This is a genomic window from Catellatospora tritici (assembly GCF_019083965.1).
Lineage (GTDB): Bacteria > Actinomycetota > Actinomycetes > Mycobacteriales > Micromonosporaceae > Catellatospora > Catellatospora tritici.
In genome coordinates this window covers 39,571-64,746 of record NZ_JAHRCY010000023.1, presented here as the reverse complement: position 1 = coordinate 64,746, position 25,176 = coordinate 39,571, and the positions used below count along the sequence as shown (strand labels likewise).

Below are 25,176 nucleotides of genomic sequence, written 5' to 3'. Positions count from 1 at the left end.
AGGACGGCGGCTCAACCGTCCTGCCCGGACCTTCAGCTCACTCCTAGTTTCGCGTCCTGTCCACCCTTTTTGCGGTCGCTGGGATCAGCAGCCCTCAGGCAGCAGGTACTTCGCGTAGAAGGCTGCCAACGTTCCATCGCAGGAGTGACGCACTCCCCCTGGCCGTAGAGTCCGCATGGCTGGCCCCATCGATGCCTTACAACTCCACGGGATCCTCAGCCAGAGCAGCGCCTGTTTTGAGATGACGGGGTGCCGGGTTCGGGCTGCCGGTCAGCGGTGGGCGGTGCCGCCGATGTAGCGGGCGTCGAGGTCCCAGCGCACGGCGGCGTACCAGCGCAGGTCGAGGTGGCTGAAGTCGGCGGTCTCCAGGCTGCGCCAGGTCTCGCGGGTGGGGTCGCAGCCGTGGTAGAGCCGTCGGCTCAGCGGCGCGAACAGCTGCTGTAACCGGCGTAGCCAACTGCCGGGCGGGGCGGCGACGTGCTCGAAGAAGACGTAGACGCCGCCGGGCCGCAGCACCCGGCGCACCTCGGCCAGCACCGCCGCCTGGTCGGCCACCGAGCACAGGACGGTCCGGCCGACCACGGCGTCCACGCTCGCATCGGGCAGCGGGATGCGCTCGGCGACTCCGGCCAGCACCGGCTCGTGCCGCCCGTGCCGGGCGGCGATCCGGGTGAGCTGTGCGCGCCGTTGCGGGTCCGGCTCCAGGCCGAGCCAGCGGACTTCGCGCGGGTACAGCGGAAGGCTGCGTCCCCGGCCCGCCCCGATCTCCAGCACCGTGCCGGTGAGTTCGCCCAGCAGCCGCTCCTGCAGCTCGGCGAACTCGGCCCTACTTCCTGCCGCGGACATGTCGGCAGGGTAGATAGTCGCGGCAATGAATGCCGGGCTGTGCGCCTGGTGACCCCACGACGCGGCCTGGTGGCGCGGTCCGACTACGGTTGAGGCTTCGTACTCACGTTCCGAGGAGTGAACGCCTGTGGGCGGCTACAGCACCCAGATTCTGCTGGTGCTTGTCCTGATGTTGATCAACGGCGCGTTGTCGGGCAGCGAGATGGCGCTGATCTCGCTGCGCGAGTCGCAGATCCAGCGCCTGGAGCGCAGTTCCGGCGGCGGTCGGGTGCTGGCGCGCCTGTCCCGGGACCCGAACCGGTTCCTGGCGACGATCCAGATCGGCATCACCCTGGCGGGGTTCCTCGCCTCGGCGTTCGCGGCGACCTCGCTGGCCAAGCCGCTGGTCGAGCCGTTGGCGTTCCTCGGCGAGGCGGCCGAGCCGGTCGCGATCATCGTGGTCACGCTGATCCTGACGTTCCTTACGCTGGTCATCGGCGAGCTGGCGCCCAAGCGCATCGCCATGCAGCGGGCCGAGGGCTGGGCGCTGATGGCGGCCCGGCCGCTGGACTGGATGGCGACCGCGTCCCGACCGTTCGTGTGGCTGCTGGGCAAGTCGACGGACCTGATCGTGCGGATCGCGGGCGGTGACCCCAAGGCGGGCCGAGAGGAGATCTCCGCCGAGGAGATCCGCGACCTGGTGGTGGCGCAGCGCGGGTTCACCGCGCAGCAGCGCGAGATCATCTCCGGCGCGTTCGAGATCACCGAGCGGGACGTACGCGAGATCATGGTGCCGCGCCGGGACGTGTTCACCCTGCCGGGCCGCGTCAGCACGCAGGAGGCACTGCGGCTGCTGGCCGAGTCCGGCCACACCCGGGCACCGGTGGTCGGCGAGGGCGGTCTCGACTCGATCGTCGGCGTGGTGCACCTGCGCGACCTGCTCAACGCCGAGGGCACCGCCGCCGAGGCCGCCCGCCCGGCGCTGTTCCTGCCCGAGACCCAGTCGGTGTCGGACGCCATGCGCAAGCTGCGCCACCAGCGCGAGCAGTTCGCCCTGGTGGTGGACGAGCACGGCTCCATCGACGGCATGATCACGATGGAGGACCTGGTCGAGGAGGTCGTGGGCGAGATCTACGACGAGACCGACCGCGATGTCGAGGCTGTCGTACGCGAGGGCGACGGGGTGTTCCTGCTGCCGGGTTCCTTCCCGCTGCACGACCTGCCCGATCTCGGCATCGACGACGAACGCCTCGGCGAGGTCGACTACACCACCATCGCCGGGCTGGTGCTGGACAAGCTGGGCCACATCCCGACCGGCCCCGGCGAGACCATCAAGGCGCCCGGCCTGACCGCCGAGGTCGTCGAGGTCGAGGGCCGCACCATCACGCGGATACGCCTGCGCGCCGTGGACCGCGACCGCCACGAAGCCGCCTGACCGAAGACCGCCGCCTACGGCCCAGGCTTCCGTGCCAACTCACGGGGTATGGCCGTAGGCGGCGGATCCACGTCAGTTCTCGATGCGATCCTCCAGGTAGGCGCATACGGAATGACTGCGGTCGTGGTGTCCCCTACCCTGGCGCCATGGAGCGGTGGGTGGCGGACCGGTGGACGCCCGCGCGGGCGGCGTGGGTGCTGTACGGGCTGATCGCGGCAATCTCCTGTGCCCTGGTGCTGCTGCGCCCCGACCGCCTGTCCGACCTGCACATCTACTACGGCGCCGTGAAGTCCGCCCAGTCCGGCGCCCCGCTGTACGCCTACGTCGCCGAGAACGGCGGCCCCTTCACCTACCCGCCGTTCGCCGCCCTGGCGATGTGGCCGATGACCGGCCTGTCCGAGACCGCCCTTCAACTGCTGTGGCTGGCGCTGACCTGCGCCGCCGTCGCCGCGCTGGCGCTGTCGGTGGGTCGGGCGCTGCAGGTGCCCGCGCACCGGCGCGCCCTGGCCGTGGCGGCGGTGGCCTGCGCGGTGCTGCTGTCGGCCCCGGCGCAGAGCAATCTGCGTTTCGGACAGGTCAGCGTGTTCATCGTGCTGCTGGCGCTGGTCGACGCGGCCGGACTCACCCCGGCCCGGTGGCGGGGCGTGCTGGTGGGTGTGGCCGCCGCGATCAAGCTGACGCCGCTGCTGTTCGTGGTGTTCTTCCTGCTCGCCCGACGGTGGCGGGACGCGGCGCGGGCCGGGGCGGCGTTCGCGGCGTGTGCGCTGGTCGCGGCGGTGCTGCTGCCCGGTGACAGCTGGACGTACTGGTCGGGCACGGTGGTGCAGACGTCGCGGATCGGGGATCTGGCGTCGCTGGGCAACCAGTCGGTGCACGGGATGCTGCTGCGGATCGGGGTGGCGCCGCAGACGTTGCCACTGGTGTGGGCGGGCCTGGTGACGCTGGTGTGCGGCACGGCGCTGCTGCGGGCGCGGCGGTTGCAGCTCGACGGCGAGCCGGTGCGGGCGACGGTGCTGGTCGGCTGCGCCACGGTGGCCGCCTCGCCGGTCTCGTGGACGCACCACCAGCTGTGGACGGTGCTGGCGGCGATGCTGCTGGTGGCGGCCGAGGGCGCGCTGCGCAAGGCGGCCGGGGTGGCGTTGGCGGTGGTGATGACGCTGTCGCTGGGGGTGCTGTTGGGTGAGGTGTCGACGTACCCGGGGGTGCAGTTCCTGCTGGAGAACGCCCGCACGCTCGGCGTGGTGGTGACGTGCCTGGCCGGGCTGGGCGGCGCGGCGGCGCTGGCGGTGAGCACCGCGCGGCGGCACGGGCGGGTTTGGCTGCGCGCGGTGACGGCGACGGCGGCGGCGCTGGCCTGCTTCGCGGTGCTGCCGCTGCCCGCGGGCGCCGACCCGACCTTCAAGGCGTACGCGCAGGGCGACACCGCCAACCCGCGCTACTTCTACTTCTGCCGCACCGAGGCGGCCTGCGCCGACGCGGCCCAGACGGCGGCGGCGACCGGGGCGGTGGTGCGGTTCGGCATCGTCCGGGAGAAGACGAAGGTGCGGGTCAACGGGGTGGTCGACGGGTCCGTGGCGCGGCTGGAGTACCGGTCGGCTCCCGGCGGCGCCCCGCGCCCGATCCCGATCGTGGACATGTTCGGCGAGCGTGGCTTCTCGTTCCGCAGCGCCAACCTGGCCGCGGGCGAGCTCACCGCGTACGCCGTCGACGGCACCGTCCTGGCCGCCTACTCGGCCGAGCTGACCCCGTGAGCTGCGCCGACACGCCGGGAGTTCCACTGGCGACGGTGCGGCGACCGGCCCGCCAGCGCAGACGACCCGAACAGCCCTCCCGAGAGCCTCTCACGTACGGCACCATGTGCGGTTGTGTCGTGGGGGTACGAGCGTTACGGGGTTGACGTGATGACGGGTGGTTTCAAACGGCGGGCTCGCCGGCCGTGGGCGCACCGGGCGGTGGCGGCCCTGGCGCTGCTGGTGACGGCGCCGCTGCTGCTGACCGGTTGCAGCGCGGAGGACGAGAAACCGCCGACGTTCGTGCAGACGGCGCCTTCGGCCAGTCCGTCGGTCGCGCCGGTGCCGCTGTCGCTGGCGTTGAGCCCGGCGGTCGACGCGAAGAACCAGCCCGCGAGCACCGAGATCGGCACCAAGCTGACCGGTGGTCAGGTGCAGTCGGTGACGCTGACCGAGTCCGGCGGCGCGAAGGTCGCCGGGAAGATGCGCGCAGACGGCAGCTCGTGGGTGCCGGACAAGCCGCTCAAGTACGGCAAGAAGTACGCCGCGACCGTGGTCGCCGCCGCGCCCGACGGCCAGACGGTGACCCAGCAGACGTCGTTCACCACCATGGGCAAGCCCGGCAAGCGGGGCGGCAGCGGCCTGTACCTGTTCGCCGACCGCGAGTACGGCGTGGCCATGCCGGTGGTGGTCGAGTTCACCAAGCCGATCGCCGACTCGGCGCGCGCGGCGGTGGAGAAGCGGCTGTTCGTCACCACCGACCCGCCGCAGCCCGGCGTCTGGCACTGGACCGGCCCGCAGCAGGTCATGTACCGCGCCCCGGAGTACTGGCAGCCCGGCACGAAGATCAAGGTGCGGGTGGCGTTCGAGGGCGTGCCGCTGGGCGGCGGCCGCTACGGCGACCAGGACCGCTTCGGCGAGGGCAACATCAGCAAGGACAAGGTCGAGCTGTTCGTCGACAACGCCAACAAGCAGATGCGGGTGATGAAGAACGGCACCCTGCTCAAGACGCTGCCGGTGAGCCTGGGCAAGCCGAGCACACCGTCCTCGTCCGGCACGATGGTCATCATGGACAAGCTGGTCAAGACGGTGTTCGACACCACCGGCCAGCCCGGCGTCGACCACTACCGGGTCGACATCGAATACGCCCAGCGCCTGACCTGGAACGGCGAGTACATCCACGCCGCGCCGTGGTCGGTGGCCAACCAGGGCAAGCGCAACGTGTCGCACGGCTGCGTGAACGTGTCCATGGCCAACGCCAAGTACCTGTTCAACCTGACCCACATCGGCGACCCGGTGACCGTCAAGGGCACCGAGCGGCAGCTGAAGTCGGGCAACGGCTTCACCGCCTGGGACCTGACCTGGGACGAGTACGTCAAGGGCAGCGCGCTACCGGTGCCCGCCGACGTCGCCACGGCGGGCGGTGGCGCGAGCCCGTCGCCCGAGCCGTCGGCCAGCCCGGCCCCGGCCGCCTCACCCACGGCGTAACCCGATTCCACGCAGGGGGTGCGGCCTGACTTTCGTCGGGTCGTACCCCCTGACTCGTGCCGGGTTTCAAACGGCCCGGCGGCGGGCAGACTGGGTCTCGAACCGCTCGCCGCAACGGCGCGGTGGGCGGCTCAACCCATCGCCGAGCGATCCCACCGCCGCGGAGGTGCCTGGCGTTAACGTTGGCGTGCCACAGTTTCGCCCATGCGCGACGTCGACATGCTCGTGATCGGATCCGGCCCCGGCGGGCAGAAGGCCGCCGTCGCCGCCGCCAAGCTCGGCCGCAGGGTGGCGGTCGTGGAGCGTGGCGACATGGTCGGCGGGGTCAGCGTCAACACCGGCACCATCCCGTCGAAGACGCTGCGTGAGGCCGTCGTGTACCTCACCGGCCTGAGCCAGCGCGAGCTGTACGGCCAGAGCTACCGCCTCAAGGACGACATCACCGTCGCCGACCTCACCGCCCGCACCCAGCACGTGATCAGCCGCGAGGTCGACGTGGTGCGCAGCCAGCTCGCCCGCAACGGCATCCGGCTGCACGCGGGCAAGGCGACGTTCGCCGACCCGCACACGGTGCGGGTGGCCGGGGAGCGCAACCGCGACTACAGCATCTCCGCCGAGCACATCGTCATCGCCGCGGGCAGCCGCCCGGCCCGGCCCGCCACCGTCGAGTTCGACGACCTGACCGTCATCGACTCCGACGGCATCCTGAAACTCGACCGGGTGCCGCGCTCGATGGTCGTGGTCGGCGCGGGCGTCATCGGCATCGAGTACGCCTCGATGTTCGCCGCGCTGGGCACCAAGGTGACCGTCGTCGAGAAACGCGCCCGGATGCTGGAGTTCTGCGACCTGGAGGTCGTGGAGGCGCTCAAGTACCACCTGCGGGACCTGGCCGTGACGTTCCGGTTCAGCGAGGCGGTCGCGGCGGTGGAACGGCACGCGCGGGGCGCGATCGCGGTGCTGGAGAGCGGCAAGACCATCGCCGCCGACACGGTGATGTACTCGGCGGGCCGCCAGGGTATGGGCGACACGCTGAACCTGGAGGCCGCCGGGCTGTCGGCCGACGAGCGCGGCCGCATCAAGGTCGACGAGAACTTCCGCACCGCCGTCGCGCACATCTACGCCGTCGGCGACATCATCGGCTTCCCGGCGCTGGCCGCGACCTCGATGGAGCAGGGCCGCCTGGCCGCGCACCACGCGTGCGGCGAGCCGGTCGGGCCGATCGCCGCGCTGCAGCCCATCGGGATCTACTCCATCCCGGAGATCAGCTACGTGGGACGCACCGAGGACGAGCTGACCGACAACCGGATCCCGTTCGAGGTCGGCGTCTCCCGCTACCGCGAGCTGGCCCGAGGACAGATCATCGGCGACTCGCACGGCATGCTGAAGATCCTCGTGTCACCGGAGGACCGCAAGCTGCTGGGCGTGCATGTGTTCGGCACCGGCGCCACCGAGCTGCTGCACATCGGGCAGTCGGTGATGGGCTGCGGCGGCACCGTCGACTACCTGGTCGACGCGGTGTTCAACTACCCGACGCTGGCGGAGTCGTACAAGGTCGCGGCGCTGGACGCCACCAACAAGATGCGCCACATCGCCAACCTGCGCGACTGATCCGCCGTCCGCTCGGCTTTACGGCCGACCAGTCCACTTACATCGATTTTCAACGATGTATCGATGGAATTTCGAGCTTCAGGTGCATTGCTCTCCTGCTCATGGGTGCCGGTCGCCCAGACCGGCACAACCGCTCCCATGGAAGGGGATCCTCATGCACGAGGACAACGACGCGTACGTGCGCGCCGTACACGACAAGGGTCTGCTGTTCGACCCGCAGACCATGTCGCGGCGCCGGATGCTCGCCGCCATCGGCGGGGCCGGACTGGCCGCGGCCGTCGGCGGTGCGCTCACCCTCGGCGAGTCCGCCGCCACGGCGGCCTGTGCCGCCGAGGTCGAGTCGGAGACCGCCGGACCGTACCCGGCCGACGGCAGCAACGGCCCGAACGTGCGCACCACCTCCGGTGTGGTCCGCGGCGACATCCGGTCGTCGTTCGGCACCGCCTCCGGCACCGCCGCGGGCATCCCGCTCACGTTCTCGCTGACCGTGCTCAACCTCAGCTTGCGTCCCGCTGGTCGGCGCGGCCGTGTATGCCTGGCACTGCGATCGCGAGGGCCGCTACTCGCTCTACTCCAGCGGCGTCACCAACCAGAACTACCTGCGCGGCATCCAGGTCACCAACGCGTCCGGCACCGTCACGTTCACCAGCGTCTACCCGGCTGCTACGCGGGTCGGTGGCCGCACATCCACTTCGAGGTCTTCTCCTCGCTGGCCAACGCCACCACCAGCAACGGCCCGATCGTGAAGACGTCGCAGATCGCCCTGCCCAAGGAGGTCTCGCAGGCGGTCTACGCCACCACCGGCTACAGCCAGAGCGTCACCAACCTCAGCCGGATCAGCCTGGCCACCGACAACGTCTTCCGCGACGACCTCGCCGCTCGCGAGATGGCCACCGTCACCGGCAGTGTCACCAGCGGGTACACCGCGAACCTCACCATCACCGTACGGGCCTGACGGACCGGGCCGCGGTGTCCCCGTCGGGGCACCGCGGCTGGTGGCAGACGCGCAGGCTGCGGCTACGATGCCGCGCATGTTCGAGCCAGCCGACCCGCGCGTACGCCCAGCCGGATACACCGCGGCCGGGGGCTCCGCGCCGCCAACGCCGCCCGCGCCGCCACCCGCCGCGCCGGAGCGGCCCGCGCCGGTCCGGCCCGCACGGGAACCGGTCGGCCGGGAGCGGTTCTGGGCGGCGGGTGTCGTCTGGCTGGCGACCTACGCCCTGCTCATCGTCGCGGTGGCGGCCGCCCGGGACGACAGCCCGGAGGGCATGACCGCCTCTTTCAGCGCCATCCTCGCCTTTCTGGCGTTCCTGACCGCCCTGCTGCTCAGCACCGTGACGCTGGTCCAGTTGCACCTGGCGCGCCAACGTCGCGGCTTCACGGCGGCGGCGATCGTGTTCGGACTGCTACTGCTGCCCTTCGGCTACGTCCTCCACGGTCGGTGACGGCGAGCGTGAAAGACTGGCGGTCACGTCGTACGACCAGCCAGGAGAGCCGATGCCGATCACCCCGCCGCCCACGCTGACCCCGCTCGCGCCCGGCGTCTTCGCGTACGTCCAGCCCGACGGCGGCTGGTGTGTCAGCAACGCGGGCGTGCTCGTCGGCCGCGACAACGTGGCCCTGGTGGACGCCACCGCGACCGTGCCGCGCGCACTGCACCTGCGCGAGCACATCGAGTCGGTCACCCCAGCGCCGGTCCGGACCCTGATCGTCACCCACCGGCACGGCGACCACCACTACGGCGCCTGCGCGGTCGCCCCGGACGCCACCGTCGTCGCCCACGAGCGCACCCGTGAACTGCTGCTGGCCGACGGGCTCAACCTGCCCGGGATCTGGCCCGATGTGACCTGGGGCGACGTGGCGCTGCGGCCGCCGTCGGTCACCTTCGCCGACCGGCTCACGCTGTGGGTCGACGACCTGCGGGTCGAACTGATCCACCCCGGTCCGGCGCACACCGCCGGGGACGCGGTGGTGTGGCTGCCCGAGCACCGGATCATGTTCACCGGTGACATCACATTCGCCGGGGTGACCCCGCTGTACCTGATGGGTTCGCTGAGCGGCTCGCTGCGGGCGCTGGACCAGCTGCGGGCGCTGGAGCCGGAGATCGTGGTGAGCGGGCACGGGCCGGTGACCGGGCCGGAGGTGTTCGACGCAAACGAGGCGTACCTGCGGTGGGTGCAGGAGCTGGCCGCCGAGGGGCACGCCGCCGGACGTCCGCCGCTGGAGGTGGCGCATGCGACGGACCTGGGGCAGTTCAAGAGCCTGCTCGACTCCGAACGCCTGGTGGCGAACCTGCACCGGGCGTACGCGGAGCTGGACGGTCAGCCCGAGGCCGCGGAACTGGCCGTGCTGCCCGTGCTGGGCGACATGGTCGCCTTCAACGGCGGCCGCGTCCCCACCTGCCTCGCCTGACCCACCGCCCCGGCACGCACCCGCGCACCTCCGACACACCCCTCACCTCGGATACACCCGCACGCCTGGGAGTGCATCTCGCACGCCTGGGAGTGCATCTCGCACGCCTGGGAGTGCATCTCACGCGCGCCTGGGGGTGCGTCTCACGCGCCTCGGGCGCACCCGGCGCGCTTGGGAGTGCATCTCGCGCATCCGGGGGGTGCATTTCGCGCGCCTGGGGTGCACCTCGCGCGCAACCCGCGCGCGACCCGCACCGGATCGAGCCCGCAGTTTCGGGGAAACTGCCCCTAAGACGCATCGGATTACCGCACTTTCCCCGAAACTGCACCGTCGAGGCGGCCCTACGTGACGGTTCCCGCCCCACGCGCCGCCGGGCCGGCGCACGCTCGAAGGTGATCACGGTGCTGGGGTGGAGACACACCGTCGAACACGCCCATAAGTTCATGATCAACGTGGTGGTGGGGGCCGGGCGGTGGGCGGCGGGGCGGTCGGTGGTGGAGGGGTGAGCGGGATGCGGGCGGTGCGGGGGCACGTGCGGGGTGGGGCGGAGCGGCTGGTGTACGAGGAGGTGGCCACGCCGGTGCCGCACCGCGGTGAGGTGCTGGTGGAGGTACACGCCGCCGGGATCACGTTCGCCGAGCTGGGGTGGGATCTGTCCTGGCAGACGGCGGACGGGCGGGACCGGACACCGGTGATACCGGCGCACGAGGTGTCCGGCGTCGTGGCGGGGCTCGGACCGGGGCTCGACGACGACCTCGCGGTCGGGGACGAGGTGTACGGGCTGATCGACTTCGATCGGGACGGGGCTGCCGCGGAGTTCACCGTCGTACCCGCCGCCGCGCTGGCGATGCGGCCGCGCGGCGTGAGCCACACCGAGGCGGCGGCGCTGCCGCTGGCGGCGCTGACGGCCTGGCAGGCGCTGGTCGACCACGCGAAGGTGCTGCCCGGCGAGCGGGTGCTGGTGCAGGGTGGCGCGGGCGGGGTCGGCAACTACGTGGTGCAGCTCGGGGCGGCGTTGGGTGCCGAGGTGACGGCCGCGGTGCGAAGTGCCGACCGGGAGTTCGTGACCGGACTGGGTGCCGCGCGGGTGATCGCGTACGACGAGGACGACGCCGTCGCCGAGGCCGGGTTCGACGCGGTGGTCGACACCGTCGGCGGCACGACGCTACTGGCGTCCTACGGCCTGCTGCGCCCCGGCGGCCGCCTGGTCTCGCTGACCGCTCCCCCGCCGCCGCAGGCGGCCGCCGAGCACGGCGTGCAGGACGTGTTCTTCGTGGTCAGCCCCGACCGCGAGGAGCTGACCCGACTGGCCGAGCTGGTCGACGAGGGCAGTCTGCGTCCGGTGGTGGCACGGACGTATCCGCTGGCCGAGGGCCGGGCGGCGTACGAGAGCGGCGCGACCGAGCACGCCCCCGGCAAGACGGTCATCACCGTCCGCCCCTGATCCCGTCCGCCCGAGCTCGCCCGTGCCCCGGCCCCTGGGTTAGGAAGGGGCCCTTTTACCTCGGAAAGCGATAAGAAGGGGCCCTTCCTTACTCGGGGGTGGGGCGGGTGAGGGTGACCAGGCAGATGAGGGTGTGGGTGCCGGGTGGGAGGTCGGCGCGCAGCATCGGCAGGGCGGTGCGGGGGTGGGTGACGTTGGTGCCCGCGATCGGAACGAGCACGGTGCCGGTGCGTTCGTCGCTGTCGGAGCGATCGGTGATGGCGCTGGTGACGCCGTCGGAGGTGACCTCCGCGTGGCCGGTGCCGGCGAAGGATCCGCGCGGGTGGTGGCCGGGATCGGTCCACGGGACGCAGAAGCCGCCCTCGGCGGTGTGCAGGGCGCGGGCGGTCGTGATCTCGTGGGTACGGCGGTGCGTGCCGTACCTGGTGAAGCCGAGCCGGGTCCGGATGGTGACGTCGGGCCAGGGTCGCCAGTCGAGCACGAGTTCGTCGCCGTCTACGGTGCAGGTACCGTCCTCGCGGGCGCGCCAGTGGCGGCCGTCGTCGGACAGGGCCAGGGTGCTGTCGTAGGCGCCCAGCTCCAGGCTGGTGTCCCCGGCCGCGACGCTGAACCCGGCCAGGGTGGAGTAGGCGAACTTGGCGGCCTTGGCGGTGCCGCCGCGCGCCCAGGCGTAGCCCTGCTGACCGGCCAGCGCCGTCACGTCGCCGGTGCGGTCCTGCGCCAGCACCAGCGCCGGGGCGGCCTGCACCTCGATCCCCGGCCGCACTCGCGGTGACTCGGGCTCATCCGTCCAGAACGGATGGTCGGCGGGTGCGGCGAGCGCCGCGAAGAACTTCGTCGACCAGTACGCCGACCCGACGGTGAGATACTGCTCGACCACGCCCGAGTTGGGGTAGGCGTAGCCGGTCGTGAGCAGCCCGTCTTCGCCCAGGATCGGCCGCTGCCACCACCAGTCCAGGTGGGCCTGGCACAGCCCGCGCACCCGCGCCCAGGGCAGTGCGGGCAGGTCGGCGACGGGCAGGGTGGACCAGAACGCCCCCTGGGCGAACCGGTAGCCGAGGCTGCGGCCGAACGGCAGTGCCGCGCCGTCGGCGGCGAACCAGCCCGCGAACTGCTGGGCGAACCGGTGCGCGCGGTCGCGGAACCGTTCGGCCCGGTCGGGTTCCAGCACGCCGAGCGCGGCCAGTTGCAGGCCGTAGTAGTGGAAGCCGAAGGGGATGTAGTAGTCGCGCTGGTTGCCGGAGCCGTCGGCGTACCAGCCGTCGGCCAGCGCGAACTCCTCCAGTCGGTCCAGATGGGATCGGGTGGTGGCGGGGTCGGTGTCGATGCCGACGGCGCGCAGCCCGGTGGCGGCGAGTACGGGGAAGAAGTGCCAGTTGTTGTCGACCGGCGTGCACTCGGCGGCACGGGTCAGCCAGGCGGCGAGGTGGTCGCGCTGGGCGCCGGTGAGCGGGTCCCAGCTCTCGTGCGGCGCGACGGCCAGGGCATAGCCGACGGCGGCGGACTCGACCAGGCGCTGGTTGCGGTCGAACGGCGGCCCGATGTACCAGTCGTGGTCGGGGTCGACGGCGGCGGTCAGCGCGTCGCGCAGCGAATCCCATTCGGCGTCGGCACATCCACCTCCGGCGGCCAGCGCGGCCAGGCCCCACAGCGGCCGGGTGACGAGTTCGAACCAGGTGGCCCCGGCGTCGGCGGTGGAACTGCCCGCGGGTTGGCGGTGCGGGCCGCGTGCGGCCAGCGTGGTGGCAGGGCCGGTGAGCTGCCGCAACGCGGCCACCCAGCCGTCGCGGTCCGGGGTGACGGATCCGTGCAGTTCGTCGGGGGTGGGCATCTACTCACCTATCGGCACGATAAATCATCACAAGAGGGTTCCATTGCCGACACAGCGCAGGGTAGCCTGCCCCGGTCATGTTGATCATATGGTGCATCGCACCGCGATCGGCAAAGAACCCCTCGTAAGGAGCTCAACCGTTGCGTACCTTGCAACGCATCGTCGGTGGCACGCTGGCCGCGCTGCTGGCCGCGGGTGCGGTGGCTGTCACCGGCACCGCCGCTCAGGCCGATCCCACCTTCCCGATGTACGGGCCGTACCCGGCGACCACGGCCATCGACGGCCGCGGCAGCATGGACCCGAACGACCGCACCGCCACCGACCTCTACACCACCGGTGAGGATGTCTACGTACGCTGCCAGGACTCCGGCCTGTCCGCCGGCGGCAGCACCATCTGGGACTACACCCGTGAGGGCTACTGGATCCCGGACGCCTACATCCGCACCGGCACCAGCGGTTTCGTGGCGAAGATCCCGCGCTGCCTGGCGATCGGCATCAACGGCACGCCGGCGGGCGGTGGCTCGAACTCGGGGCCGTACCCGGTGAAGTTCGCCGTCGACGGCCGGGGCAGCGCCAATCCCGCCGACCGCATCCGGGTCGACGCCTACCCGGCGGGCAGCTCGCTCTACGTCCGCTGCCAGGACTACGGCGTCAGCGTCGACGGCTCCACCCTGTGGATCTACACCACCGACGGGTACTGGGTGCCCGACGCGTACGTCACCACCGGCACGAGCGGGCGCATCTCGGGGGTGCCGCTCTGCTCGTCCATCGGCATCAGCGGCGGCGGGGCCACCAACCCCAACGGCGGCACCCAATTCAAGATCCGCACCACCCTCAACGGCTACTACGAGAAGACGCTGAGCGGCGGAAGCGTCTGGGACAAGTACAGCGAGGGCGAGTACGTCACGGTCATGTGCCAGGCGTACGGCGAGGTCAACTACGGCGGCTCGACGATCTGGGACATGACCAGCGACGGCCTGTGGCTGCCCGACTTCTACGTCATCACCGGCTCCAGCGGCCTGGTCATGCGTCAGTGCGACAGCGACGGCCCGTCCGGTGGCGGCAACCGATACCTGGCCAAGACCACCCTCAACGGGTACTACGGCAAGAGCCTGACCGCCAACAGCGTCGTCGACAAGTACCCGGGCGGCAGCTACGTCACCATCACCTGCCAGGCCTACGGCGAGTTCAACTACGGCGGCTCGGCGGTCTGGGACAAGACCTCCGACGGCCTGTGGGTCGCCGACTACTACATCTCCACCGGCAACGACGACATCATCATGTCGCGCTGCGACAGCGACCCGAAGCCGTCCGGCGGCCCCGGCAACCCGACCGTCCCGTCGACCCCGTCGCCGGGCAGCGTCGCGTCGGGCAACATCCGCTCCGCGATCGTCAACGCCGCCCGCAGCCAGCTCGGCACGCACGAGTGGGGCGACAACTGCAACCCGTACGGCTACCACGGCGCCACCAAGTGCGGCGACCCGTGGTGCGCCATGTTCGCCTCGTGGACGTGGCAGCAGGCCGGGATCGACGTGTACTTCCCGTACTCGGGCACGTTCGAGACCTGGGGCCGCAACCACGGGCTGCTGCGCGCGAAGAACGACATCCACCCCGGTGACGTGGTGATGTACGGCACCAGCTACTACGACAGCCACCACATCGGTGTCGTGGTCGACGTGCTGCCCGACGGGCGGATCACCACCATCGAGGGCAACTACGGCAACAAGGTGACGCAGGTCGGCCCGTTCGACCCGTACCACCCGGCGCCGATCCACACGTACAGCAACATCTACGCCGTGGTGGCCCCGGTCGCCGACCCGTCGACCGACGTCACCTGGAGCACCGGGACCGTCTCCGACCAGGACGACGAGCGCGACGGCATCGACGGCGACGAGGAGCTGTGTACCGACAACGCCTACTCGGGCATCTACTACATCGCCTGCCTGGAGTACACCGGCAGCCAGGTCCGCTCGCACCTGTACGCCCAACCGCTCAGCACCTTCAAGGCGGTCCGCGGCAAGCTCACCCTGCTCGACTCGGCCGGTGATCTGGAACTGCGCACCTGCCAGGCCTCCTGGTTCAGCAACGACAGATCGTGCGACGGACCGAGCAACCACCCCACCAGCGGAAACGTCACCGTCCTGCAGACCGACATCGAGGTCGACGGCGGCTGGAAGCACAAGCTACGCGTGGCCTCGATGAACGTCGACGGCGACGAGCAGAAGAACGGCACCTACTGCGGCCCGACCGCGACCCAGGCCATCCTGAAGTCGCTGGGCAAGTCCCCGCTGGGCTCGCAGGACTACTACGCCGACAAGCTGGGCACCGATTCGCTGGGCACCAACCCGTGGGACGTGCGTGACGTGCTCAACGCCGAGCTGGCGGGCAAGTCCGGCCTCGTGGACTACGTGTACCACGACTACGCCGCCGAGGGCGCGTCCAGCGACAAGTGGGAGTTCGTCAAGAACAAGCTGGCCCGCTCGGTCGACCTGGGCCAGCCCGCCGCGATCGTCGTCCAGGCCAAGGACATCCCCTGGTGGGACAACGACGACACGTTCACCATGCACTACCTGGTGGTGCAGGGCTACGGCGCGACCGTGAACGACAGCGGCGTCTACACCGTCGACAAGTTCGTCGTCTGGGATCCGTCCAGCGACGACCACTTCCTGGCCACGTCGAGCGAGATGTACAGCATGACCAACATGGACGGCATCCCCGGCCAAGGCCACATGATCGTCGTCGCCGAGTGAGGTAAGGAAGGGCCCCTTCTTATCGCTTTACGTAGCAGAAGGGGCCCTTCTTGACAGGCGCGGCGACTCAGGCGCCGAGCACGTTCACGGCTCGGGCGATGACCAGGGCCATGACCAGCAGGGTAGTGGCCGACTGGGTCATCATGGTCAGCTTGGCCCAGCGCGACATCGGCAGCACATCGGTCGGGCTGAACGCGGTGGCGTTGGTGAACGACAGGTACAGGTAGTCGGTGAACTCCGGCTCCCAGTCCGGCGCCGCCAGCTCGGGGCTGGTCATCTGCGGGAACAGGAAGTCCGGCGGCGGGCAGCTGTTGTTGGCGCGGGCGGCCGGACCGCCCCGGTCGAACTCCCAGTACCACAGCGCGAAGACGATCACGTTGGTGACCCAGATGGCACCGCCCTCGCGCAGCAGCTCCAGCGGGCTGTGCAGGCCCGTTCCGTGGATCAGCGCGTAGCCGAGCACCAGCGCCGACCAGGCGGTGGCGCACCCGGCCAGGAACACCAGCAGCAGACCGAGCAGGCGCAGGACACGGGATTCGCGGTTGATCCGGCGCGGGTTGGCGATGCTGAGCACGATGAGCAGCGCCAGCTCCAGCGCCGGTACGACCCAGACCGGCCGGAACGCGTACTCGCGGGGCACGTACAGCTGCAGTCCGATCAGCACCAGCACCGCCAGTCCGACCCGCCAGCGCTGCTCCCCCTCGGTGACGCGCCGCCACGCGGGCACGGCGTGATACGTGGTGCCCTGCTCTTCGACCTCGGCCGCCATGACCCGATCCTCGCCGACCGGACCGGGTGCGCACCAGGGTCGGGGCTGGCGGATGGGCGCCATCAGGCGGCAGGACCCAGCGGGGAGGTCGACCGGGTCCTGCCGCGAACAGGGTCAGCTCACGCTGACGGCCGACCAGGCCGCGGCCACGGTGCTGTACTCGGGGCTGCCCGCCCCGTACAGGTCCGCGGCGGCGGACAGGGTCGCGGTGCGGGCACCGGAGTAGGCCGTACGCGAGGTCATGTAGACGGTCAGCGCCCGGTACCAGATCGCCGCGGCCTTGTCCCGGCCGATGCCGGTGACGGTCGAGCCGTTGCAGGTCGGGCTGTTGCCCCACGACGACGCGCCGCTGCCGACCGACAGCAGGTAGAAGAAGTGGTTGGCCACACCGGACGAGTAGTGTACGTCCAGGCGCTTGACGCTGCTGGACCAGCAGTCGGCCGAGGCGCCGTCCTTGGACGGCTTGTCCATGTACCGCAGCGGCGTCCCGTTGGTGCGCAGCTCCTCACCGATCAGGTAGTCGCCCGGGTCGTTGGCGTTGGCCGCGTAGAACTCGACCATGGTGCCGAAGATGTCGCTGGTCGCCTCGTTGAGGCCACCGGACTCACCGCTGTAGCGCAGCCCGGCGGTGTTGCTGGTGACGCCGTGGCTCATCTCGTGCCCGGCCACGTCCAACGAGGTCAGCGGGGTCCAGCCCTGGGCGGCGTTGCCGTCGCCGTAGGTCATGCAGAAGCACGAGTCGTCCCAGAACGCGTTGACGTAGTTGGCGCTGTAGTGCACCCGGCTGAAGGCGGCGACCCCGTCGTTGCGGATGCCGTTGCGACCGAACGTGTTCAGGTAGAAGTCCCAGGTCATCGCCGCGCCGTAGTGCGCGTCGGCGCCGGTCGTGGCGCGGTTGGCCAGGGTGCCGTCACCGAAGGCGTTGGTGGCCGAGGTGAACAGGGTGCCGGTGCCGTTGGTGCCGCCGTTGAGGTCGTACGTCTTGTGCCCGCCCCGGGCCGCGTCGTTGAGCTGGTACGTCCCACCCGACAGCGTGGTGCCGACCGCGACGTCACCGGAGTGGAACGTGTGCCCCACGCCGTCGCCCTGCACCGCCTCCCACGAGTCGCGCACCCGCCCGCTGGTCGCGTCGACGAGCACGTGCAGCTCGCTGGGGGTGCTGTCGGCGTACACGCCCGCGACGACGACCTCGTAGGCCAGTGCGGCCACCGCACCGTCGGCGTCGACGACGAGCTGCGTCCCGGCCACCGCGCGGGAGTCGGCGGTCGAGGCGGCCAGCGCCGCGTTCCCGGCCGTCTGCGCGCTCAGGCGGGGCGCCCGGTCCAGCCGCGGCGCCGCGGCCAGGGTCTGGCTCGCGCCCCGGTATGCACCGCCGCGGTCCAGGTGCACCACCAGGTCGCCGCCGAGCACTGGCAGGCCCTGGTAGTAGCGGTGCATCCGGACGTGCTGGGCGCCGTCGGCGTCGGTGACGACACCGCGCAGGGTGAAGGTCTGGCCGTCGGCGTACTGGGTGCCGGAGTGGGTCTTGAGGTGGCCCACCGCGCGGGCGAACGGGTCGGCGGGCGGTGCCGCCGACGCGGTGGCGCCCGCGGCGGCGACGAGGGCGGCCACCGCGAGGCCGCTCAGAATGACGGGGGTACGACGCATGGAGAGGTGCCTCCGCGAATTCGGCGGACCGCGGGGTGCGGGCCCGCATCCGATCCTCACCGGTCGGTAAGAATCTTATTGCTGTCCATACAGCGATGCGGGTGGCGAATCTGTCACCGGACATGGCGCGGCCCCGACACCTTGTCGGTGCCGGGGCCGCGAGGTTACTCAGTGCCGGATGTCAGCCGGTCAGGGCTGGTGTCCGGTGTGCGAACCCGAGTGGGTCACCAGGATGGCCGAGTTGACCACCGTGGTGCCCGGCACGGTCGAGGCGACCATCTCGGTGGTCACCAGGCCCACGCCGGTGCTGATCCCACGCAGGTTCACCGTGTACGTCGCCGTGCCGCCCGGGGTCGGGTCGGTGCTGGTGACGACCAGGTCCTCGGTCGGCAGGGTGCCCAACGGCAGGCCCTCGCCGCCCAGGCCGCTGTCGTTCTCCGCGCCGACCAGGAACGGCTGGCCCGGGTTGGCGGGCAGCGCGTCCGGGTCGTACGTGAACGAGATGTCCTGCGTTCCGTTGATGCCGATCCAGACCTGGAAGTGGCGGTTGGAGTTGGTGCCGAAGACGTCGACCTGCCACTCGAAGACGAGCCAGCTGCTGACGCCGTCGGTCAGGCTGGCGACCCGGATGCCCTCGTCCATGCCGCCGTCGAGGTCGGTCCAGAACGGGGCGAGGACGTTGTTCGGCCGGGCCGCGTTCGGGATCTCCATCAGGTTGCAGCAGTTGTTGTCCTCGCTGGTGCCGCCGCCCACGACCAGGTAGCCGTTGGAGTCGACGCCGACGCGGTTGTAGGACACGCCGTTGAACAGGAACTCCGGCACGTTGAAGTTGACCATGTCCTCGTCACCGACCGGGGTCGGCGCGATGCCGAACAGCGACAGCGGCAGGTAACCCGCCGGAGTCACACCCGGGTCGATCGAGGGCACACCCGAGGCGGCACCCGGGAGGGTGACGTCGTTCAGCTCCACCGTGCTGCCGTTCTTGACCGTGGCGCCGGTGGCTCCGGTGACCTTCAGGTCGGAGTCGACGGTGGTCTTGAAGTCGACCGTGGCGTCGCCGAACGAGTTGTTCACCGCGGTCACGGTGCAGCTGGTGGTGCCGTACTTCACGATGGACGTGTCGGCGCAGGTGCTGTTCAGGCTGACGCTGCCCTGCTGCGGCACGAAAGCCACCGGCAGGTGCAGGACGGGCTGGCCCGCCTTGGTCGGGGTCAGCTTGATCTGGCCGAAGTACTGCCCGGTCTCGGCCCACGAGCTGATGGTGACGGTCAGCTTCACCGACTTGCCGGGGGCGAGGGTGAACGTGCTCGGCGACACCGTGATCTTGCTCTTGGTCGGCGACGTCGTGCTCACCTTGTAGGTCAGCGACTTGCCCGAGACGTTCTTGGCCACACGCTGGGTGACGATCCGGCCCGGCAGGGTCGGCACGTTGATCGACGGCAGGTTGAGGTCCACCGCCGTCAGCTCGTCCCGGCCCAGCGTGTTCATCCGCTCCGGGGTCTCGTCGAAGGTCAGACCCGGGTTGGACGCCTTGGTCAGGTCCAGGCGGCCCGAGCCGTAGTCGAACGGGTCGGCCGGGGTGACCGTGTCCTCCTTGACGACCGACGTCTTCGCCGTGGTCATCATGGCCGACTTGATCTGACCCGGGGTCCAGGTCGGGTGCGCCGCCTTGAGCAGCACGGCCGCGCCCGCGATGTGCGGCGACGACATCGAGGTGCCCGCGATCGCCTGGAAGTACTGACCCGCCGGGCCGCCCTCGGGCGAGTCCGGGGTGGGCGTGTTGCCCGCCAGGATCTGCACGCCCGGCGCGGTGATGTCGGGCTTGATGCCCAGACCACCCGGACCGCGCGAGGAGAACGCGGCCATCACGTCGCCCTGGCCGTTGTGCTTGGCCCCGCCGGTGAAGCTGGCGGTGACGCCGGTGTGGCCGCCCAGGAACGCCAGGAAGTCGGCGCCGTCGGCCAGGTGCACCGCGGGCAGGAAGTGGTTGTCGGTCTCCACGTCGGCCAGCGACGCGTTGAACAGGATCATGCCCGCGGCGCCGCCCTCGGAGGCGTGCAGGCCCTTCTCCACGCGCGCGTTGACGCCGCGCTGGCAGGCCAGGATCTTGCCGGTGAACAGGCCCGCCGGCGGCGTCGTGGTGCACAGCGCGTCGCTGTACGGCGCCTCAGAGGCCAGCACCACCGGGGACTCGCCGACACCGCTGGTGATCGAGGCGCCGGTCAGCGTCAGGGTGTCCGCGCCGCCCTTGAGGGTCAGCGTCGACACGAACTCACGGGTCTGGGTCGACGCGGCCACCGTGGTGACCCACGGCGCCACGTGGTCGGTCGTGGCCTCGCCCGGACCGGAGTTGCCCGCCGAGGCCGCGACGAACACGCCCGCGGCGTACGCGTCGAGGAAGGTCAGCTCGACCGGATCGGTGTACGGGTTGCTGCCACCGGAGATCGAGTAGTTGATGACCGAGACGCCGTCCAGGATCGCCTGCTGCGCGGCGGCGGCCAGGTCGGAGCTGTAACCGCCCTGCGGGCCCAGCGCCTTGTAGACCGACAGCCACGCACCCGGGGCGACACCGTTCAGCGGGCCGCGCTCCACCCCGAACACCGTCGCGGAGGCCAGCTTGTCGCCCGCCGCGGTGGAGGCGGTGTGGGTGCCGTGGCCGCCGCTGTCCCGGGCCCCCGGGTACATGTCGTCGTGGGTCAGCACGTCGTAGGTGTCCAGGAACCGGCCGCCGCCGATGAGCTTGTGGTTGCAGGCGAACACGTCGGACGCCGGGGTCAACGGGTTGTCACCGAAGTCGCACTCACGCGCGGTGCCGTCGGCCTTGGCGGGCGGGGTGCCCAGGTTGCCCTGGTCGGCGAAGGACGGGTGCTCGGGCCAGGCGCCGGTGTCGATGACACCGATGATGACGCCCTTGCCCGCGTTGCGGGTGCCGCCCAGGCCCGGGTAGAGCGAGGTGGCGCCGATGAACGCGGAGCTGGCGTCGGTGAGCGGCTTGCGCAGCTCGTCCTTCTGCACCGCGGCCACGCCCGGGATCTTGAGCAGGTCGGCGATGCGGTTGGCCGGGACGACCGCCGCGACGCCGCCGTACACGGTGCGCAGGCGGGTGCCCGCCTTGGCGCCGGGCACCTTGGCCAGCGCCTTGACGAAGGCGTCCTCACGCTGGACCAGGTAGCCCTCGTACCGCTTCTCCGCGGCGCTGCCGGACAGCTGGCGGCCGGTCACGGTCGGGCTGGTGGCGGCGTAGCCCTGCACGCCACCGGTGTAAGTCGCCAGCGCGTCGACGTCGAGCTTCACCAGCACCGGCACCAGCGCGCTGTCCTTGCGGCCCAGCAGCGACGGGTCGGTCTGCGCCAGGCGGCTGCTCGGGGTCTTCTCGCCCTTGACGTATGACGACGCCTCGATCTTCGTCGCGGTGAACCGCGATGGCGACGGCGCGGCGGCACTGGGCGTGGTCCACGTCGCACCGGCTAACGGAACGACGAGGACCCCCACAAACGCAGCTCGTAGCCACTTGTGAGGTCTCATCTGAGCCCCTTTCCGAGGGTGTTGGCTGTGCTCACCGGCATCGCGGACGCGATCCGATCGCGACGGAGCGGGGTGCGCGCGCACCGCGTCCCCGATCGACGTCACTCGACCATCCTTGAAGTAAGGAGTCGCTTGTGGAATCCACCTATCGGACGGGTGCTTCACAGCAAAACTTCAGATTTGTGGCCCACTGTCCACATTGGGTGCTCGGACAACATCGCCTAACGCAAGCAAAATCAACCTACGGCGGCGCAACCACAGGAGTTTATAGACGGTAATAGATTGTTTCAACGGTCGCTACGTATCGATATCCGACAATCGATAGACCGACAACGATCCTTAATATATCGGTGACCATCGAACGCTTCCATCGATGGTCACTTCCGTCCCCCTCAGATCGGAGGCCCCTCGTGGTCCGACTCGTACGAGCCGCCATGATCGCCACTCTCGCCCTCGGCGGCAGCCTGTTCGCGGCGGCGCCCGCCGACGCGGCAGTGATCGACCTGGCCTGCTTCTCGCCGAACAGCACCAACGTCACCACGTTCAACCCCCCGCTGACGCTGGTGAACCAGCCGACCGTCGTCCAGCGGACGACGAAGTACGAACCGTGCCGCGCGGAGCGGGTGCCGCAGCTCAACTCCGGCTACGAGACCAAAACGATCACGATGAACGACGACTGCACGATGGTGCTGCTGACGCTCAACGTCAACTTCACCATCACCTGGAACACCGGGCAGACGTCGACCATCAGCGCGGTGCGCAGCGCCACCATCTCGGGTGGGCAGCTGATCGTGACCTTCAACGGCACGGTCACCGCGGGCCTGTTCGCGGGCAGCCAGGCCAAGCAGGTGTTCACCGCACCCGCCGCCAACCTGGTCGCCTGCCTCAACGGCACGGCCAAGCTGCCCAGCATCGTGTCGCGGGTACAGCTGACGATCTTCCACTGATCGTCGAGCCGGGGCGGCGCCACCTCCCACGGGTGCCGCCCCGGCGCCTCTGCTTCACTGGGCGGATGTCCGAGTGCCCCGGCTGCCGCCTCGACCTGCCCGAACGGGCTTGGGACAACGACCCCCGGCTACGCGCCTCCGGCGCCTGCCGCGAGCTGTACGCCGAGGTCAGCGGCTACGTCCTGGCCCACGCCGCGCTGTTGGGGCCCTGGCAGCAGACCACCATCGACGCGTACGCCGCACAGCATGTCGCCCCGACCACCCCGGCGATCGGCCTCGCGTTCGCCCTCAACGGCCTCTACCTCGTCCTGGAACGCGGATTCACCGGCTTCCAGGTACGCGACGCGCACGGGTACCTGGCCAACACCGCCGACGGCTGGCCGACACCGCACCCACCGCCCGACACCGGCCCGCTGACCGTGTTCGACGTGGCCATGGCCGAGGACCCCGACCAGACCGCCGCCGCGATCCACCGCTGGGGCACCTCGGTCTGGCAGGCCTGGCGCCACGCCCACGCCGAGGTCGCCGCCCATACCGACCACCACCTGCGCGACTGGCGCCCGGTCGGCCGGGCGCACTGACCCGGCTGCCTGTTCCGCTCCCGGCTCGGTCGACGCGGCCCCCGCGAGCACCGCCGTCCCCATAGGATTCCGCTTCGTGTCCTCCGACGGCGTCACGCTCCTGTTCGGCCTCGCCCTGCTCGGCGTCGGCCTTGTCCTCAACCGGTACCGGATCGGGCGGCGGTTCGCCGCTCGCCGTGCCCGGCGCGTCGATCTGCGCCTGACGCGGCTGCTCGACCGGGCACAGGTCGCCGAGGCGGTCACGGTGATGCTGCACGAGATCAACCGGCTGCGCCGGGTCGCGGCCACCGACGAGGACCGGGTGCGTCTGGCGTCCATGCTGCGAAGGTGCGCCAACGAGTATCACCACGACGGTCGCCTCGACGAGGCGCGGCCGCTGGCCGAGGAGGCTGTCGCCGTGGCCCGGGTGGTCGCCGTCAGCCACCCGGGCCACGTGGCCGGACCACTGGTGACCCTGGCACAGGTGCTGGCCGACCAACGCGACGACGACAGCGCGCTGCGGTGGCTGCGCGAGGCGTACGACGACGTGCGCGCCGACACCGCCGGTAACCCCGAATCGGACGCCCAGCGGGTGCTGGTCGCCGCGAACTACAGCATGGTCCTGCGCCGGGTCGGCGCCGCCGAGGAGGCGGTCGCCGTGGCGCGCTGGGGCATCGGGATCGACCAGGGCATCGCCCCTGGCGTCCTTCCCCCGTTCACCCGAGCCAGCGCGGGCTGGCTGCACTCGGCCCTGGCGATCGCTGGGACGGACGCCGGTCAGGACGGGCGCGCGGCTGCCCGCGAGGCGGTCGAGATCTGGCGGGGCCTGCTCGCGAACGGAGTCTTCGCCGAGCACGAGTCCGAGGGCGCGGGGTACGCCGACTTCGCGCTGGCGTACGCGCTGCGGCCGTTCGACCCGGCTGCCGCCGAGGAGTCCGCTCGCAGGGCGTCGGCCCGCTTCGAGAGCCTGGCCGTGCAGGCGCCGGTGCGCCTGGCGCGGCGGCGGGCGGAGGTGGACGCACTCCTGGCGGCCATGGCGTGACCATCGCCGGGGCGCCAGGGCGCGTGGGTTAACAAGGGGCCCTTCCTCGACGTATTGCGATAAGAAGGGGCCCTTCCTTACCGCGGGGTGGGGGCGTCGGGGCGGAGGAGGTCGGCGGCGATCAGGTCGGCCCACAGTTCGCCGGGGACCGGCTGGTCGAACAGGTCGGCGCTGCGCGCGATGTTCTCGGGGCGGCCCGCGCCGACGACGACCGAGGCGACGCACGGGTGGGCGGCGGCGAAGGCGAGCGCGGCCTGCGGCAGCGACACGCCGTGGCGGCGGCAGGTCAGGGCGATGGCCTGGGCGCGGGCCAGGATGTCGGCGGGGACGGTGCCGTACTCGTACGGGCGGGTCTCGTCGGGCCAGTCGACGGCGAGCAGACCGCTGTTGAACACCCCCACGTTGATCATCGAGATGCCCCGGGCGGCGCACACGGGCAGCAGGTCGTCGAGGGCGGGCTGTTCGAGCAGCGTGTACCGGCCCGCCACCATCAGGGCGTCCACTTCGGTCTCGGTGGCGAACCGGGTGAGCACCGCGGTGTCCTTGGAGCCGACGCCGACCGCGCCGATGACGCCCTGGGCGCGCAGTTCGTGCAGGGCCGGGTAGGCCTCTTTCACCGCGCGGTCGGCGTCGGGGCTCTCTTCCGGGTCGTGGATGAGCACCAGGTCGATGCGGTCGGTGCCGAGGCGGCGCAGGCTGTCCTCGATGCTGCGGTGGATCCCGGCGGCGCTGAAGTCCCACTCGCGGCGCAGGTCGGCGGGCACGTCGAAGCCGTTGGCGAGGTCGTTGGCGCCCGCGCCGAGGGGGTTGTCGACGAGGATGCGGCCGACCTTGGTGGACAGGACGTACTCGGCGCGCGGGTGGGTGGAAAGGGCTTGGCCCAGGCGGCGTTCGGACAGGCCGAGGCCGTAGTGGGGCGCGGTGTCGAAGTAGCGGATGCCCGCCTGCCAGGCCGCCTCGACGGTGGCCGCGGCGCGGTCGTCGGGGACGGCGCGGTAGAGGTTGCCGATGGAGGCGGCGCCGAGGCCGAGCGGCGAGACGGTGACGCGGGAGCGTCCGAGCTGGTGGGACATGGTGATACCTCCGTCGGCCAAAGGATGGCGAGCAGTATCCTATATGATATATGAAATGGGGCGAGTGCGAAATCCGGCCGAGGCGGGCGT

General features: G+C 70.9%; 18 protein-coding genes. 12 read left to right on the top strand and 6 right to left on the bottom strand.

Annotated elements, in window-relative coordinates; all coding sequences use genetic code 11:
* Positions 1–270: 270 nt before the first annotated feature.
* The gene (locus KUA19_RS34660; RefSeq protein WP_217403039.1) at positions 271–846 is read right to left on the bottom strand and encodes a class I SAM-dependent methyltransferase; all 576 of its coding nucleotides are present in this window, start codon (positions 844–846) and stop codon (positions 271–273) included.
* 127 nt (positions 847–973) lie between these two features.
* Here KUA19_RS34660 and KUA19_RS34655 point away from each other — a divergent pair, with 127 nt between their 5' ends.
* From KUA19_RS34655 to KUA19_RS34620, 8 genes are all read left to right on the top strand, one after another.
* The gene (locus tag KUA19_RS34655) at positions 974–2,260 is read left to right on the top strand and encodes a hemolysin family protein (protein ID WP_217403037.1); all 1,287 of its coding nucleotides are present in this window, start codon (positions 974–976) and stop codon (positions 2,258–2,260) included.
* A gap of 146 nt (positions 2,261–2,406) precedes the next feature.
* Positions 2,407–4,011 (top strand): glycosyltransferase 87 family protein, encoded by a 1,605-nt coding sequence (locus KUA19_RS34650; protein WP_217403035.1) that lies wholly within the window; start codon positions 2,407–2,409, stop codon positions 4,009–4,011.
* A gap of 150 nt (positions 4,012–4,161) precedes the next feature.
* Entirely contained in the window at positions 4,162–5,478 is a 1,317-nt protein-coding gene (locus KUA19_RS34645) for a L,D-transpeptidase (protein WP_217403034.1), read from the top strand.
* 204 nt (positions 5,479–5,682) lie between these two features.
* Positions 5,683–7,086 carry a Si-specific NAD(P)(+) transhydrogenase gene (gene sthA, locus KUA19_RS34640; RefSeq protein ID WP_217403033.1) on the top strand — a complete coding sequence of 468 codons (1,404 nt, stop codon included), beginning with the start codon at positions 5,683–5,685 and terminating at the stop codon, positions 7,084–7,086.
* 154 nt (positions 7,087–7,240) lie between these two features.
* On the top strand, positions 7,241–8,041 hold the full coding sequence (locus KUA19_RS45105) for a peptidase associated/transthyretin-like domain-containing protein (RefSeq protein ID WP_372451953.1): 801 nt from the start codon (positions 7,241–7,243) through the stop codon (positions 8,039–8,041).
* A gap of 76 nt (positions 8,042–8,117) precedes the next feature.
* The gene (locus KUA19_RS34630) at positions 8,118–8,531 is read left to right on the top strand and encodes a hypothetical protein (RefSeq protein ID WP_217403032.1); all 414 of its coding nucleotides are present in this window, start codon (positions 8,118–8,120) and stop codon (positions 8,529–8,531) included.
* Positions 8,532–8,583: 52 nt separating this feature from the next.
* Positions 8,584–9,498, top strand: coding sequence for an MBL fold metallo-hydrolase (locus tag KUA19_RS34625; protein ID WP_217403031.1), 915 nt, complete (start codon positions 8,584–8,586; stop codon positions 9,496–9,498).
* Between the two features lie 511 nt (positions 9,499–10,009).
* The gene (locus KUA19_RS34620) at positions 10,010–10,942 is read left to right on the top strand and encodes an NADP-dependent oxidoreductase (protein WP_254550578.1); all 933 of its coding nucleotides are present in this window, start codon (positions 10,010–10,012) and stop codon (positions 10,940–10,942) included.
* Between the two features lie 88 nt (positions 10,943–11,030).
* Here the strand turns inward: KUA19_RS34620 and KUA19_RS44215 are convergent, their stop codons facing one another.
* Positions 11,031–12,773 (bottom strand): DUF2264 domain-containing protein, encoded by a 1,743-nt coding sequence (locus tag KUA19_RS44215; protein WP_217403029.1) that lies wholly within the window; start codon positions 12,771–12,773, stop codon positions 11,031–11,033.
* A gap of 140 nt (positions 12,774–12,913) precedes the next feature.
* Here KUA19_RS44215 and KUA19_RS34610 point away from each other — a divergent pair, with 140 nt between their 5' ends.
* Entirely contained in the window at positions 12,914–15,523 is a 2,610-nt protein-coding gene (locus tag KUA19_RS34610) for a CHAP domain-containing protein (RefSeq protein WP_217403027.1), read from the top strand.
* Between the two features lie 67 nt (positions 15,524–15,590).
* On the opposite strand, the gene KUA19_RS34605 is transcribed toward KUA19_RS34610, so the two are convergent.
* The 3 genes from KUA19_RS34605 to KUA19_RS34595 all read right to left on the bottom strand — a co-directional run bounded on the left by KUA19_RS34605 (position 15,591) and on the right by KUA19_RS34595 (position 21,431).
* Positions 15,591–16,292, bottom strand: a complete 702-nt coding sequence (locus KUA19_RS34605; protein WP_217403025.1) for a hypothetical protein — start codon at positions 16,290–16,292, stop codon at positions 15,591–15,593.
* 114 nt (positions 16,293–16,406) lie between these two features.
* Complete coding sequence (locus tag KUA19_RS34600) at positions 16,407–17,939, bottom strand: M4 family metallopeptidase (RefSeq protein WP_217403024.1); 1,533 nt, start codon at positions 17,937–17,939, stop codon at positions 16,407–16,409.
* Between the two features lie 189 nt (positions 17,940–18,128).
* A complete protein-coding gene (locus tag KUA19_RS34595; RefSeq protein ID WP_217403023.1) occupies positions 18,129–21,431 on the bottom strand; it encodes a S8 family serine peptidase in 3,303 nt (1,100 codons plus the stop codon).
* A gap of 467 nt (positions 21,432–21,898) precedes the next feature.
* Between KUA19_RS34595 and KUA19_RS34590 the strand changes: the two genes are divergently transcribed.
* The 3 genes from KUA19_RS34590 (at position 21,899) to KUA19_RS34580 (ending at position 24,013) form a co-directional block, all read left to right on the top strand.
* Positions 21,899–22,411, top strand: a complete 513-nt coding sequence (locus tag KUA19_RS34590) for a hypothetical protein (RefSeq protein ID WP_217403022.1) — start codon at positions 21,899–21,901, stop codon at positions 22,409–22,411.
* Between the two features lie 65 nt (positions 22,412–22,476).
* Entirely contained in the window at positions 22,477–22,992 is a 516-nt protein-coding gene (locus tag KUA19_RS34585; protein WP_217403021.1) for a DUF5946 family protein, read from the top strand.
* 76 nt (positions 22,993–23,068) lie between these two features.
* The gene (locus KUA19_RS34580) at positions 23,069–24,013 is read left to right on the top strand and encodes a tetratricopeptide repeat protein (protein ID WP_217403020.1); all 945 of its coding nucleotides are present in this window, start codon (positions 23,069–23,071) and stop codon (positions 24,011–24,013) included.
* 77 nt (positions 24,014–24,090) lie between these two features.
* Here KUA19_RS34580 and KUA19_RS34575 read toward each other — a convergent pair whose 3' ends face one another.
* Positions 24,091–25,086, bottom strand: coding sequence for an aldo/keto reductase (locus KUA19_RS34575; protein WP_217403018.1), 996 nt, complete (start codon positions 25,084–25,086; stop codon positions 24,091–24,093).
* Positions 25,087–25,176 lie beyond the last annotated feature (90 nt).